Source organism: Gracilimonas tropica DSM 19535 (genome assembly GCF_000375425.1).
GTDB classification, from domain to species: domain Bacteria; phylum Bacteroidota; class Rhodothermia; order Balneolales; family Balneolaceae; genus Gracilimonas; species Gracilimonas tropica.
In genome coordinates this window covers 570,252-584,258 of record NZ_AQXG01000001.1, presented here as the reverse complement: position 1 = coordinate 584,258, position 14,007 = coordinate 570,252, and the positions used below count along the sequence as shown (strand labels likewise).

The 14,007-nt window shown below is 39.9% G+C and carries 14 protein-coding genes; all 14 read left to right on the top strand.

What is annotated here, in order from left to right; translation table 11 throughout:
- Positions 1 to 5 precede the first annotated feature (5 nt).
- Positions 6 to 605 carry a hypothetical protein gene (locus B151_RS0102685; RefSeq protein ID WP_026166430.1) on the top strand — a complete coding sequence of 200 codons (600 nt, stop codon included), beginning with the start codon at positions 6 to 8 and terminating at the stop codon, positions 603 to 605.
- Positions 606 to 632: 27 nt separating this feature from the next.
- Complete coding sequence (locus tag B151_RS0102680; RefSeq protein WP_245550345.1) at positions 633 to 1,754, top strand: hypothetical protein; 1,122 nt, start codon at positions 633 to 635, stop codon at positions 1,752 to 1,754.
- A 389-nt stretch (positions 1,755 to 2,143) separates the two neighbouring features.
- Positions 2,144 to 2,563: a type IV pilus modification PilV family protein gene (locus B151_RS0102675; RefSeq protein WP_020402052.1), complete on the top strand. Its 420-nt coding sequence runs from the start codon at positions 2,144 to 2,146 to the stop codon at positions 2,561 to 2,563.
- A 15-nt stretch (positions 2,564 to 2,578) separates the two neighbouring features.
- The gene (locus B151_RS0102670) at positions 2,579 to 3,163 is read left to right on the top strand and encodes a hypothetical protein (protein ID WP_157470651.1); all 585 of its coding nucleotides are present in this window, start codon (positions 2,579 to 2,581) and stop codon (positions 3,161 to 3,163) included.
- Between the two features lie 23 nt (positions 3,164 to 3,186).
- Positions 3,187 to 4,554, top strand: coding sequence for a DUF4900 domain-containing protein (locus B151_RS0102665; RefSeq protein ID WP_020402050.1), 1,368 nt, complete (start codon positions 3,187 to 3,189; stop codon positions 4,552 to 4,554).
- Positions 4,555 to 4,613: 59 nt separating this feature from the next.
- Positions 4,614 to 4,997, top strand: coding sequence for a hypothetical protein (locus B151_RS0102660; RefSeq protein ID WP_020402049.1), 384 nt, complete (start codon positions 4,614 to 4,616; stop codon positions 4,995 to 4,997).
- A 202-nt stretch (positions 4,998 to 5,199) separates the two neighbouring features.
- The gene (locus B151_RS0102655) at positions 5,200 to 5,655 is read left to right on the top strand and encodes a DUF4402 domain-containing protein (protein ID WP_245550343.1); all 456 of its coding nucleotides are present in this window, start codon (positions 5,200 to 5,202) and stop codon (positions 5,653 to 5,655) included.
- The gene (locus B151_RS0102650) at positions 5,652 to 6,305 is read left to right on the top strand and encodes a DUF4402 domain-containing protein (RefSeq protein WP_020402047.1); all 654 of its coding nucleotides are present in this window, start codon (positions 5,652 to 5,654) and stop codon (positions 6,303 to 6,305) included. Before B151_RS0102655 ends, B151_RS0102650 begins: the two co-directional genes overlap by 4 nt.
- A complete protein-coding gene (locus tag B151_RS0102645; protein ID WP_020402046.1) occupies positions 6,298 to 6,825 on the top strand; it encodes a hypothetical protein in 528 nt (175 codons plus the stop codon). Before B151_RS0102650 ends, B151_RS0102645 begins: the two co-directional genes overlap by 8 nt.
- Positions 6,826 to 6,970: 145 nt before the next feature.
- Positions 6,971 to 7,591: a DUF4402 domain-containing protein gene (locus B151_RS0102640; RefSeq protein WP_020402045.1), complete on the top strand. Its 621-nt coding sequence runs from the start codon at positions 6,971 to 6,973 to the stop codon at positions 7,589 to 7,591.
- Between the two features lie 134 nt (positions 7,592 to 7,725).
- A complete protein-coding gene (locus B151_RS0102635) occupies positions 7,726 to 8,556 on the top strand; it encodes a fimbrial biogenesis chaperone (protein ID WP_020402044.1) in 831 nt (276 codons plus the stop codon).
- 1 nt (position 8,557) lies between these two features.
- Entirely contained in the window at positions 8,558 to 11,557 is a 3,000-nt protein-coding gene (locus B151_RS0102630) for a fimbria/pilus outer membrane usher protein (protein ID WP_020402043.1), read from the top strand.
- Entirely contained in the window at positions 11,554 to 13,425 is a 1,872-nt protein-coding gene (locus B151_RS0102625) for a FliG C-terminal domain-containing protein (protein ID WP_020402042.1), read from the top strand. Before B151_RS0102630 ends, B151_RS0102625 begins: the two co-directional genes overlap by 4 nt.
- A 57-nt stretch (positions 13,426 to 13,482) precedes the next feature.
- On the top strand, positions 13,483 to 14,007 hold the full coding sequence (locus B151_RS0102620) for a hypothetical protein (RefSeq protein ID WP_020402041.1): 525 nt from the start codon (positions 13,483 to 13,485) through the stop codon (positions 14,005 to 14,007).

Here is a 14,007-nt window from a genome sequence, read left to right as displayed (position 1 = left end):
ATACTATGAATTACGGAATATTAATTAGTTACATAATAGCCGGGTTCCTGATGTTAACCATCCTTTCTGTGACTCAAAATGTGAATTATAGCAATCAGGAAGTTTCAACAACTCTTACAAAATCCAGTCACAGCAAAGCAATTGAGGATATGATCATCCACGATATTCCAAAAATTGGTTATCAGGAAAAGGGAATACTTTCAAATATTTTTGTAAAAGCTGATAGTACTGAAATCTCTTTCTACAGTAATCTCGATGATGCTGGTAATGTCGAACTTGTTACATGGAAATACACCGACGCTCCTGTTACAAATTCAAAAAACCCAAATGATGAGATATTGGTACGCACAGTTGACGGTGATAAAACTGAAATAACCGTTGGTGTCACAAAGTTCAGGATCAATTACTACGACTCTTACGGCTCTGACATTCCTATGACTACCCCGGTGAGTAGTTCTGATTTCTCTAAGATTGTGCAGGTCGAGATAGAACTGGAATTGCAAAGTAATTATACCCTTTCTCAGCGGAATACAGACTCTGGCAGGTACACCAAAACCTACTGGAAGAAGCGATTTTCGCCGGTAAATTTAAGACCAAATAATTAATTAACTGAATACACAATGGGACGAGCAATGTTGATAATTAGTGCCGGTGCAGTAATTGTAATTGGCATCATCCAAGTAGGCATACAGGGCCAAAGAGAAGGTATCACAGCAAATAATGCCGTCTCCGCATATGAGACTGAAATCAGAAACAAAGCATTCACTGCCGCTCAAATTACAATGGAAAGAATTAATGAAAGCGGAGGCTCATGGCATCCCACAAAAAGCTCACCCTGGATCGAAGAAATTGACGGTGATTCTATCTCTCTCTACTACAATCTTATTAAATCGACTTCGACCGGGGCATTCTCTTCTTTACAGGGAGATACTCTTGAAATATATGCTTCCTCCTGGTATCAGAATCCCCTCACAAATAAAAAAGAGAGCATTGATATTATTACGACTTATGTAAAAACAGCCATGCACTTCGTCCCCGAATTTCAATCAGCGATGTCTTTAGCAGTCGGTGAACATGATTTCTCCTTTGCAGCGAGTGGTAGCGCCTTAATAAGCGGTAACGATGCCAGCGGTACTTGTCCCTCAAAACCAGCTATGACCGTAAGGGATGAAGGTTCAGCAGATAAAATTACCGGAGCCGATAACTTTGTTGAATGGCTGTCAGGCGGAGATAACTCTGAGCATTTTGAAAGTGACAGTGCTGCCATAGCTGTTGACCCAGATATATCGTACGAACCCGTTGATGAATTAGTAGCTCGGCTTGCTCAAATGAATGAGGTGGTGAAAGTCAGTGGTAATTATAAAGGGAGCATGGGTACGGCTGACAATCCCGGTGTATTTTTTGTAGAAGATTACGCCAAACTAACCGGTGGTATTTCCGAAGGATATGGCATTATGGTAGTTAGAACCAATGGGGAACTGGAATACGAAGGGGAACTTTCTGTAGCCGGAAATTTTACTTTTAACGGATTGGTAATCTTTGAAAATGCATATACCATGACCGGACGGGGAACTCCAAGAATAAATGGCTCCGTACTTGTAGGCAAAACTGAAAACAACTACTCCAATTTTGATATTGACCTGGGCGGTACCATTGATATACAGTATGATTGCACCGCTGAAAAGTATGCACAACTTGCCTCAGCTTCCATGCTAAAACAAAACAGATACGTTCGGCTGAGTACCTTTGAGTAAAATCAATCCTACCTCCTGGCTTTCGTTCTGTTAATATACTTTAGAAAACTTCTTCGATAGAAACGGACGTTAATTCATCCATCTTGGGAGATATAAATTGCTGACCTTAATCACTGATTCTTAGGTGCGATCATTGCATTAACTTCGTAAAATTGGCAATACAAACCTTCCCATAATCGCTTCTGCTCAAACAAAATTCCTATCTTTTAAATAATAATAAAATCTAACGCTATTAGTATTATCCAGTAGTTATTTTAAATACAGTTAGATGTTTTTAGGCCTTACAGCCTTGCTTATGCTTCGTGTTTTTTTAAGCAATTTGTAACAATCTACTACCCTCGATACTCTTGTAGTTGAGTTGCAATGAATAACCAAATTATTTAGATCATATGAATGACTTTTCTGATGTCATATTTCTGATGGTCGCGATGGTCGTTTTCTCCATGCTTACGATCAACACCTCCCGAAGCTTCATGAATACTACGAGCACGTCTATCCAATCTACAATTGAATATCGGGCGATAGCTTTGGCACAGGATGAGCTGGACAACATACGCTGGGCTCCGGAAATCCATTTGAACCCTACGTCCAACCAATATCTGTTTGACTCCGATCCCATTACAACAACCGTAGAATATGGTTCCAGCGATGAATTTTCAGAAGAGTATGAAGTGACCCGAAATTCAGTTTTGATTGAAAACACTTCCACCCAAAAACAGTACCGTGTTACCGTTCAGGTTACTTCTGATGCAACCGACCCTCCCGTTCAGGTTCAACTGGAATACATTAAAACTTACTTTAAAGAATAGGGTGAATTTATGAATATGGGCATCATTACAAGTTTTGTGGTAGGCGGTTTGATGCTGCTCAGCATCCTTGCCTACAATATGCAGCTATCCTCCAGTACGCAAGAAACAACCATTTCTGCCATCAATCAGCAGCGCCTGAACGATATCGTTGAGGTCATTTCCTTTGACCTGAAAAGGGTTGGTTATAACAATACTACCTCATTTATGGATGATCCCATCATTACTGCCGAGCCGGATGAAATCGAATTTAAAACCTCGGAAGGAAATATAACCTGGTACACCGTTGAAGATGATAAAGTCACCACCACAACCAATCCCAACGATTTTTACTTGTATCGTGACGATGGAAATGGAACCATCACAAAATACCCTGTTACCCATTTCAAACTCATGTACTACGATAAGGATAATAATGTAGTAAACGACATTTCAACTTTGTTCCAGCAAAGAGATGTAAGCATTGAAGTAGAAGTTATGGTGGAATCAGGAGAACCCATGAATTCCAGATTTGTATCCGGCGGTGATGTTAATAATACCTATCACCGCACTGTTTGGAAACGCACTTTTTCTCCTAACAATATTAACAAACCATGGTATTAATACCCGTATAAAAGGAGGCTCCTATGGGACGCGCATTGTTACTTTTAGTTAGCGGTCTTGTTGTTATTTCAGGAATTATTCAGATATCAAATAACAACCGGTTGGAAGTATTGCCCGAAGAATCCGCCAACTATTTCAAAGAACAGCAGGCGAAAAATGTTGCAACAAGCCTGGTGGATAATGCTGTACAAAATCTGTTTCGTGATATGGAATGGACCGGCACCATAAGCACCGATCAGGACTATGCCGGAAAAGGACAATTATTGATGTATGGCATGAATTCATCCGGACTTGATACCGTGGATCACAGCGTTACAGAATGGAATCAATACAAAGTTTTGATGATCAGCCGTGCAGAATACGAAGGCTACACCGCTGAGATTGAAGTGCTTTTACAGCGGGATTCATTTTCAAAATTCTCTTACTTCACCGATGCAGAAACACTTCCCCATCCCAACGATGATATCGAAATTTATTTCTATGATGATGATGTCATCACCGGACCCGTTCATACAAATGGAACCTTAAGAATCGCCGGTTCTCCTACCTTCAATGGAGACGTCAGCAGCCCCAATGACTGGGTAGGACAAGATGGAGACCCAAACAGCGATGATCCCGATGAGCGCCATGGAGATGAGACTCCCATTTTTAATGGCAATACAAATTTCAACATGGCTACAACGCGAGATCTCCCCGACCAAGCTCAAATCAATGAACTGATAACCACCGCAAATATGGGCGGACTAACCTTTGATAGCGACAAAGTGCTTGAGTTTTTTGTGGATGGCAATGGTAATCCCCAGGTTCAGGCAGCAGACATTTACACTTATGCCTGCGGTTATCGGAATTGGTACACTTGCGAAGGCACAACTAATCACACCAACTATTCATTATCGAATTACAATGGACTCATAAGTGTTGAGGGTACTGCAAGAGTGAAAGGCGAAATCAAGGGAAAATATACAGTGCATGCGACTGATGAAATTGAGATCATGGGAGATATCTATTACGATACAAATCCACTCGATGATCCCGATACCCCATCTCCCGACCTTTTGGGTCTTGTGAGCGAAGGCAATGTAATTGTTGATAAAGATGCTCATCAAGATAACGGAAGCAGTAACCTTACAATACATGCTTCAATTATGGCTCTTGATAACGCATTCACCGTTGAGAATTACAATAGTGGAAGTCCCAGGGGAACCTTGAATATTTTGGGCGGAATCATTCAGAGAAATCGTGGTCCGGTTGGTACTTTTAATAATTATGGTACGGCCTCAGGTTTTTCAAAAAATTATATTTATGATGATCGCCTTAAAGAGACCATTCCTCCGTCATTTCCTCGTGAAAGTATTTTCACCATTGTATATTGGAAAGAAAAAATTCAATAAAACCAGTCGAATTATTTTCTAATTTCATAAGAACATAAACCTATTTTTGATATCTATTTATGAAACATTTGTTGTCAGTTATAGCTTTTTTTCTGGCCGTTGGATTAGGTTCCGTACAGGCACAGTCAACTGTAATTTTCAATGTAAATCTTCAGCCTAATCTTGAAGACAGCGCATTTGTACCGGGGCGTGATATCATCCGGGTAACAGGAAACATTTACCCGCTTTCAACTCGTCCGGTTCAGTTAACAGATGCAGACACCGACAGCATTTATACCGCCGAAATTAGATTCACGAGCAGATACGTTGGCGAACAATTGGAATATAATTTCGAAATTGTGAAACCAAACGAGACCGAAACAGAACGCATGTCACGTAAATTAAATCTCCGTTCCGGTGAAATGGAACTTCCCGCACTTTATTTCAATGCTTTTGCCTGGTGAATTAGCCTGAAATCCTACATGTTCAAGAGAAATCTTAAAGCCTTTTAACTTGTGTTACATCAAGCTAATTAAAGGATATTAACTATTATTGTTGGCCAATTACTACGAACTTTATACCGCTAATATTAAGATTATAGCTTTAGGTATAATGCACAGAGTTCTCTCAGCCCTATTTTTATTATTAATTTTCTGTTTCCAGAATTTGCATGCTCAAAACGGAGAGGATCAAAGTATTTCTGCACGTGTAAATGTAAGTGCAGAAGTGATCCAATCTATCGAACTCATTACCATTAATACCATGCAATTCGGCAATGCTCAACCGGGTCAGCAGGAGATCTATGTAAACCCTGTAACAAGTTTAAACGCCGGATATATGATTGCAGTTGGTACTCCGAACGCCGAATTCAGATTAAATTATGTTCCTGAACGTGAGCTCACTCAAATTGACGGAGACGGAACACTGACTTTTACCTACGAAATTTCCGGAAATTCCATTGAAGACCAATCTACTTCCGAACTTTTGGAATTGGACAATCGCAATATCCGTTTTAATGAAGAAGGACAATTTTTCATCTGGGTTGGCGGGCGTGTAAATCTTCAAAATGCAGCGCCAGGAAATTATGAAGGCGACTTCACCATTGAGATTGATTACATATGATAAATAAAAAGAAACGAAATAATGCACTACTCGGATCTGCTTTATTCATTTGCAGAACGGGTTTTCTGTTTCTTCTTATCATGGTTTTTACGACTCAACTATCTTCTGTTTCGCTGAAAGCCCAGGAAATAGATTTTGGTGATTTCAGCAGCAAATATGCTGTCACTCTTTCTGAACTCAACCCAGCTGAAGATTTGGAATTTGGAACCGTTATTCAAAATGAAGGAGTTAAATCCATTGATCTTGTAGACGCCAAAATATTAATGATTGAGGGCGTCAAATACCTGGATGTCATTGTCGATATCACAGCTGACAATTATCTCTTCCTCGACTCAGACGTGGCCTGTAATGGAACCAACACCAATTGCATTCCATTTACGCTGCAAGCTGCTTATGCAAACCGGGGATCAAACAACACCAATCAGGCGGTTTTGATGCAGATAGCTTCTAATGTTGCCAGTGCACAATTCCCTATTTTAGCGAGAGGAAATCAACCACCCGGACCTCCTCCTACCCCGGTTTATGAAGGATACAATCCGGCTCTATTTAACGAGACCGCTTACATCTATATTTATGGCTCCTTAAATGTGGGCAACGTAGATGCAGGAAGTTACTCCGGCGAGATTACTATAACCGTTTCTTATGATTAAGATTCGAAATATCATATTACTTTTCCTTTTTTCAGCTTGTTATGTTTCTCCTACATCTGCACAGTTCATCAATTTACAGCTAAAGGTTGAACCGGAATTAAGTGCTACCGTGGAGCAGGATCTTGACTTTGGAACTCAGGTGACTAATTCGGGGAGAACCGAGATCCAGCTTGGGGACATCAACATGGGGGTTTTTAGCATTAAAGCCTTCCATACCCAAAATGTATATCTCACTTTACAGTATCCCGAATCTCTTGAAAGTGATAATCCAGCTAACGAAGCTGAAATTCCTCTGGAACTGAATATGGCATACAACAATACAGGCCAAAACAGTATTAATGGAGCCGATATCCTGTCGGATAACAACGGAATGGTTTCCATTCATGAAGACACCCGCCTGGAAAGCCGCAATGATATCTGGAAGATCATGTACATCTATGTATATGGTGCCATAAACGTTGGCAACGTTCCCAATGGAGTTTATACCGGCGACATTGTTCTTTCGGTGGATTATGATTGATGGCTCTAACACAAGAAAGATTAAAGAACTCTAAATAAAAGTCTGATGAGACATGTTTATTTTAGGTCAGACAAAATTGTCATCTAAGACTTTTTAAGTCAGGTTTCAGCAAACAGTTAGACCCTTTTAATTAAAGCTATCTAACTTGGATGAAGTAAAAGACTTCGATAATTTTATCACAGAATTTAAAACAACAATAAAACTAAATCTCACGATTATGAAAACGCTCAAAACACTTTTAACCGTTTTTGCCGTAGCCGCTGTATTCTCAGCAGGCGCTTATGCGCAATCAGCCGATGTTAGTATTGCTGCTGACGTTCAAGCTGCAATTACTGTCACAAAAAATGCTGATGTTGATTTTGGAGTTATTTCTGCAACTTCCTCACCAGTATTGGATCCCCAAGGTACAAATACCGCTGATGTTGGGGGTGGAAGTGCATTTGGTAAGCTCACTGTAAGTGGTCCAAACGAAACCCAATTACTTATTGATTGGGATCAGACCACAGTAACTCTAGGAGATGGAAATAGTAATACTATCCTTTTTACACCTGATATTTCAGCTAATAGTACTGACGCAATTGCATCTTCAAGTGATGTGACAAAAAACACTGCTAATACTGTTAGTGAAACATCTGCTACTGGAGCTCTCTATATCTACATTGGTGGTAACTTGGGTTCATTAAATGGTGCAACAACCGGAGTATATAGTTCAGATACTGGTGATGGTGGCTCTGGCCCACTCAATGTTTCTGTTAGTTATCAATAAGTTTTTTAAACTTTCAAAAAAAGTTCCATAATGATTATGGGACTTTTTTTTTAGCTAACCATTAATGATGTAAAATTGGAAATAATGAATTATACTTTAGCTTATCTTATCAAAGTGAAATAATAAGTACAGCCATGAATTTCAGAAAGTCATTTTCGTTAATTTTACTTGTAACAATTCTCCCAGTACTTACTTTTGCTCAAGTTTCTATAGCTCCAACTAATGTGTTTCTGACAGAAGATTCTAAATTCGGTACCTTCATGGTCATCAATAATTCTAGTGAATCTCAAGAAATTAGCATTGAAACTACATTCGGGTATTTTATAACTGATGAGGAAGGGAATAAAACAACAACTTATGAGGACTCTGCTCTGGCTCAAAAGTATTCGATAGCAGATGATATCAGGGCTTTCCCGAAAAACTTCGTATTGCAGCCTAGCCAAAGACAAGTTGTTAGATTAAGAATAATAGGTTCTAATAAAGTAAATGATGGGACATACTGGACTAGATTAAAAACCATTTCTCAGTCAGAAAGTGCTCCTGTAGAACTTAGTGATGAACAAGGTGTTGGAGCTAATATAGGAGTAGTTATTACTCAAGTATCTGGTATTTTCTATAAAGTCGGTAATACTACGACTGATATAATGATTGAGAATATTGAAAAAGGTACTGTTTCAAATGGAGAATTACAGTTAATAACTAAGTTCAAGAAAGGAGGCAACTCTCCCTTTCTTGGATCTGTAAAAACTAACATTAAGAAAGATGGCCAAGTTTTAGTTTCTAAATTTTCTTCCACTAGTTTCTACTTCGATGGAGTACATAGTGAAGTTGTAGATATAAGCGAGTTAACTCCAGGTCAATACCAAGTAGAAGTTACTTTCGAAACACGCAGAAGCGATATTTCTCCGACAGATTTAGTTCAAATGGAACCGGAAACTGCAACCACGACCGTAACTATCCCCTGACGTGTACCGATGGAAGTCTTCAATATCAATCATATTCTCTTTCATTTTTTGTATTGGCTTCTTCCCAAATGATGCTTCTGCACAAAATAATGACGAAGATGTTTTTGAGGTTTACTTAGACTTCCGTCACCGTGGTGTTATCAACACCGTTGTTATTTCTTACTATAAGAATGACGAGTTCTATCTCCCCGTCTCAGAACTTTTCAGCCTTTTCAATATCGACAAGAATGTTAACGGACTCGTCATTGAAGGGAAATTTGGAGTCGATCAAACTCCCTATCGTATTAATCTCCAAGCCAATCAGATCCGTTTCGGAGACAAAACCATTGAGCTTACCGTTGATGATTATATCCTCAGAGAAATTGACAGTTATTTGCGGGCTGAGGTATTCTATGAAGCATTTGGACTTGATTTTACCATAAACTTCAACAATCTAACCCTGAACTTACAAACCAATCAGGAACTGCCTGCAATAGAACAGGCTATACGATCTCAACGTAGGCAAGTAGCGGACCGAAATCGCCTTCAGGATACCAAATATGATTTGATGTACGACCGCCAGCGCCCCTTCCTAGATGGCGGTTTTGTAGATTACAATATTTCTGCAAACGCAACCCCCAATAACCAAGTGTATAATTTTAATACCAATCTGGGTATTCAGCTTTACGGAGGAGATCTTCAGGGTTCAATTTTCGGAAGCTACTCGGATAATTTTACCAACTTTGCCACCGACAATCTTCGCTGGCGATATATGTTCCGGGATCAGCCCTGGTTGACAAAACTCACCATCGGACAAACCACAACTGACGGTTTTACAAGAAATTCATACACCGGGGTTCGATTATCAAATGAGCCTATTGAGCCCCGAAGGATGTTTGATGAGTTTGTAGTTCAAGGAAGCACAATCCCGGAATCTGAAGTGGAACTATACATGAACAACGCTTTGATCGATTTTCAGGAAGCTGATGAATTAGGTAATTACCGATTTCTTACCCCTGTTTCTTATGGAACCTCCCAACTTGACCTGAGAATTTACGGTCCTACCGGTCAGGTCATTGAGCGTTCCGATCGTATACAGATTCCTTTTACTTTCCAGCCTCAGGGAGTGTTTAACTACACGATCAATGCCGGTCAGTTAGACAATCCTATTTTTGGAGAAACTTCACAGCAGTTCACTGCCCAGGGTAACGGTGCTTATGGTGTCACCGACTGGCTCACGGCTAAGGCAGGTATAGAGTTTTTTCAAGGATATCATACTGATCTCCCGACTTTTACGGGCAGTGTATCTTCGAGAATTTCTTCTAATTACCTGTTAACCCTTGAAGCAGCTTCTCAAGCTTATTACAGGGGATTATTGAACGTCATCTACCCGAATTCCGCAAGCATAAACATAGATTACACGGATTTCACAAGTGGTTTTGGAGTATACAATCCCTCCAATGATGATAAACGTTTAGTAAGCAGTGTTTTTTATCCATTTAATTTTGGTGGATTACCCTTCAATTTAAGAGCATCAGCTTTTTCCCGGTTCCGAACTAACACCAGTAATACCTCCTTTCGCTTAGATGCGAATACCAGAATTGGAAGAATGAATGTTCGGATTGGATACAGCGATCGATACACCGGTACCTTCGATCCATTCAATCCAACTCAAACAGCTTTCTTCGAAAGTTCTGCTACTTATAACATCTCCAGAAACAGGAACCTTCCCAATTTTATGCGGGGTGTTTTCCTGAGAGCACAAATGAGGTACCAGCCTACTGTGGATCAATTCGAATCTGCTGAATTTCTTGTATCCAGAAACCTATTTAACAAGGGGCAGTTCCAGTTATCTGTAGGCCGGAATTTTGCCCGAGACTTTAATACGATCCGCTTTAGCTTCGTGATAGATTTCGATAAAGTAAGAACCAACACCACCTTTAATAATGTAAGTGGGAATAACAATCTCACACAAAATATTCGAGGTTCTATCGGGTATGACACCAACTACAACAACTTCCTCTTTACCAGCCGCGATCAGGTTGGCCGTTCTGGTACTGCTATACAGCTTTTTGTGGATAACAATAACAATGGCACCTTTGACGATGGAGACGACCCCATTAAAGGAAATGCCGTAAGAATCCAGCGATCCGGAGCGATCAGTCAGTCTAAAGATGGAATTCTTTATTATACCCAGATGCAGCCCTATTTCTATTACAATATGGAAATGAATAAAGCCGCCATTCAGAATCCTATGCTGGTTCCGGAATTTGAAAAATTTGGACTCATCACCGATCCAAATCGCTTTAAGAAGGTGGAAATTCCATTTTATATGTCTGGGGTTATTGATGGATTTGTGGAAAGAATGAGAGATGATAGCAGTAAAACCGGGATCGGAGGATTAAAGCTAAGATTATCAGATTCTAACGGAGATTTTGCTAAAGAATTAAGAACATTCTCTGACGGAAGTTTTTATGAATGGGAAGTGCCTCCGGGTTCATATAGTCTCGAAATTGACCGGGGTAATCTTCAACAATTGCAATCTAAGTCGATACCTGAACGTCTGAAATTTGAAGTTGAAGCTATACCGGAAGGGGATTTTGTGGAAGGACTTTCTTTTTTAGTAGTCCCTCAGGATTATGAAGTGCCGGAAGTTGAGGCCTCCCCTATTACTGCAGAGGCCATTCCCAATGAGATAAAAACGGACGAAAAAATGTTGGCATTGGAATCTGAACTTGATCAAAATTTGGATGAAGTTTTAAGATTGATTATTAAAGCACAAAATGCTTTCTATAATAAGAACCTGAGCCGGGCAATGAGTCTTGTTAATGAATCACTGAATATTTTTGAAACTGCTCAAGGTTATGCTTTAAAAGGAAGTTTGGCTTACTTGAATAATGAGAAGGAAAATGCTAGATCTTATTGGGATTTAGCAAAAAAATACGATCCGGATATTTACATTCCGGATATGGAACAATTAGACAGAATGGTAATACCTGAAGCGGAAAGTACTCCTAAATGAGAATAGCATCACTTACATTTCAAAATGGTTCGAAAGTAAAGCAGTATTGCAATGCTTTGCTCTCGCATTTATGGAAAGTGATACTCCCGTTTTTTCTTCTCCTCCTTCCCTTCACGGTAACATATGCTCAACCCAATACCGCTGAGTCATTGGAATTAAAAGTAATTACCCTTGAACAACAGTTCGATGCTCAAGTTCTGAACGTATTATCCAATTACTTTGATAGCCGAAAGTTTTTTGTGGATATAAACATCGATGCACGATTTGTAGACGAGACTTTCCAGACCACTCAAAATCAAATCATCAAAGGCGGACGAACTCAACAGGAGAATGTAATAATGCCGGGTCTGCCTTTTCTACCTGAAGAAAACCGGAGGACGGCAGAAGTTCAAAGTAATGATCAGGAAACCACCCAAACGATCATAAATGAGCAAACCATACAAAGGTTGCAGATCCTAAAGCTGAGCGTCAACGTATATGCTGATTCTTCAATCTCACGGCAACAAGATCGGGTTGAATTTATGCGGTTAATAGCCGGGATAGCGGCTAAGATCAATGAAGTACGGGGCGATGAAGTAAATATAACCCTGATCAACATGCCCGACTTTGGGATTGAGTCGCTCCCTCCTGTCAGAATTGAAGAACCGGCAGATGCCCGGGAAACCTTATTGGGTTCAGTAAAAGACTATATCCCGGGGTTTGTATTACTGCTTTTGGTTGGACTGACTTTGTTGATTGGAAGGCTTACTCATTCCCCTTCAAGAAAACAGCCGAAAAAAGATCATAAAGCCGGATTATCGAGAGATGATCTTAAACACGAAATGCATGTTCCCCGTGAACGAATTCCAGGAAGCAAACAACCCTCGGCTGAAGACTTTATTGATGACCATAAGGCATCTGTAACCAACAGCAATGCAGGGACAACATTTGTTACCGACCAATTTTTAAACCACCCAAAAGAAGTCGCCTTGCTATTTGAATTTTGGATGGAAAACGATCTCAAAAAAGGGGCTGAAAAAGCTTCGAATATAATTCAAACAGTAGACCGGCACCTTATAAAAGCCCTCAAAAGAGAATTAAAACCTGCCTACTTTGAAACTATTCAGGCCCAGTTAAATTCGACAGAACCCTTGTCGCCGGAGGCAACAAAACCGGCTATTGCCGAATTCGCCGACGCACTCAATAATAAACTTGGAAGCGGATCAGCTAAGGCCAAGCATCAACAATTGGGGCTATTCCAGTTTCTTGATCACCTTAAAGATTATCATATTGTGCAGCTTCTTCATGGAGAAGATAGGATCACTTCAGCTTTGCTTATTGATTATCTTCCGGAATCCGAAGCGGCTCAAGTGTTGAATAAGATCGGCAAAGACCGAACAGTCGATATCATGCTTGGTATAGCCCAATTACATACTCTTTCGTACAAAGAACACAAAGAGATATCCTCCCGATTGTTCTCTAAAGCCATGGATATTTTGGAGGTAGAAAAAGAGCTAAAACAAGGGACTGAAAATATCCTGAGAATAATTCAACAAATGCCTTTAGAAGATCAGGCTAACTATATAGAACAATTGAAAGCTTCCGGATCGCCTGTTGCAGGGATTATAGAGGAACAATTCATCACTATTGATCAAATTCCACACCTGAGCCATTCTTTGATCAAGAGAGCCATTGCGCACATCCCCACAGAACTTTTATTGGAAGCAGTTTATAGCTTTGATAATGAAATTGCCGATAAACTTTTATCTGTTCGTCCCAAACGGGAACAACATCTGATACGTATGGAACTTCAACAGATGAATTATTCTGATAAAGGCGAACAGGCCAAGCATATGGTTATAGATGCTATTCGTAAAGCATTGAATTAACTTCTCCCTCAAAAGGGCTAAATATTTAAAAAATCAGTGGTATCAGTTATTTCCTCTTTGAGAAAGATATTAACCGGATTGTACATAGGCATTTCAGTTCTGTGCATAAATTGCAGTGCTTCAGAAAAAAACAGATCTGCCGATGAAAGCACACAAACAACTCAGGCTGTCGATTCTGTGAGTGCAGATAGCACTGCTCAGTTGACACTAGAAGAGCTGGAAGCCCAAAAAAGGCAGCAAGAACTGGAACAACAATATATCCGGGAACTGAGTGAACGATATCAGGGACGGGCCAACGGAATCACTACCTTCTATTCCTCCGCACAGAGGCTATTTTATATGGGGAAATTTCAAAGTGCATTATATCATATTAATAAAGCTGCGGAAATCAAGGAAACAGCAGATATTCTGGCTCTTAGGGGGAGTATTTATCTCGGGCTTGGAGACATTGAAAAATTTACCGAGCAATGGAGACTTGCACTTGAGATGGACAATGAAGTCCCAATCCCAAATATCCCCTACCTGATACAACAGTTGAAAAAAGAAGGACTGATTGGTGAAAACTACAATCCACAAAATTAG

Excerpts from the sequence above, each read along its gene's own strand:
- B151_RS0102685 (WP_026166430.1), top strand. The coding sequence starts at position 6 with ATGAATTACGGAATATTAATTAGTTACATAATAGCCGGGTTCCTGATG.
- B151_RS0102680 (WP_245550345.1), top strand. The coding sequence starts at position 633 with ATGTTGATAATTAGTGCCGGTGCAGTAATTGTAATTGGCATCATCCAA.
- B151_RS0102675 (WP_020402052.1), top strand. The coding sequence starts at position 2,144 with ATGAATGACTTTTCTGATGTCATATTTCTGATGGTCGCGATGGTCGTT.
- B151_RS0102670 (WP_157470651.1), top strand. The coding sequence starts at position 2,579 with ATGGGCATCATTACAAGTTTTGTGGTAGGCGGTTTGATGCTGCTCAGC.
- B151_RS0102665 (WP_020402050.1), top strand. The coding sequence starts at position 3,187 with ATGGGACGCGCATTGTTACTTTTAGTTAGCGGTCTTGTTGTTATTTCA.
- B151_RS0102660 (WP_020402049.1), top strand. The coding sequence starts at position 4,614 with ATGAAACATTTGTTGTCAGTTATAGCTTTTTTTCTGGCCGTTGGATTA.
- B151_RS0102650 (WP_020402047.1), top strand. The coding sequence starts at position 5,652 with ATGATAAATAAAAAGAAACGAAATAATGCACTACTCGGATCTGCTTTA.
- B151_RS0102645 (WP_020402046.1), top strand. The coding sequence starts at position 6,298 with ATGATTAAGATTCGAAATATCATATTACTTTTCCTTTTTTCAGCTTGT.
- B151_RS0102635 (WP_020402044.1), top strand. The coding sequence starts at position 7,726 with ATGAATTTCAGAAAGTCATTTTCGTTAATTTTACTTGTAACAATTCTC.
- B151_RS0102625 (WP_020402042.1), top strand. The coding sequence starts at position 11,554 with ATGAGAATAGCATCACTTACATTTCAAAATGGTTCGAAAGTAAAGCAG.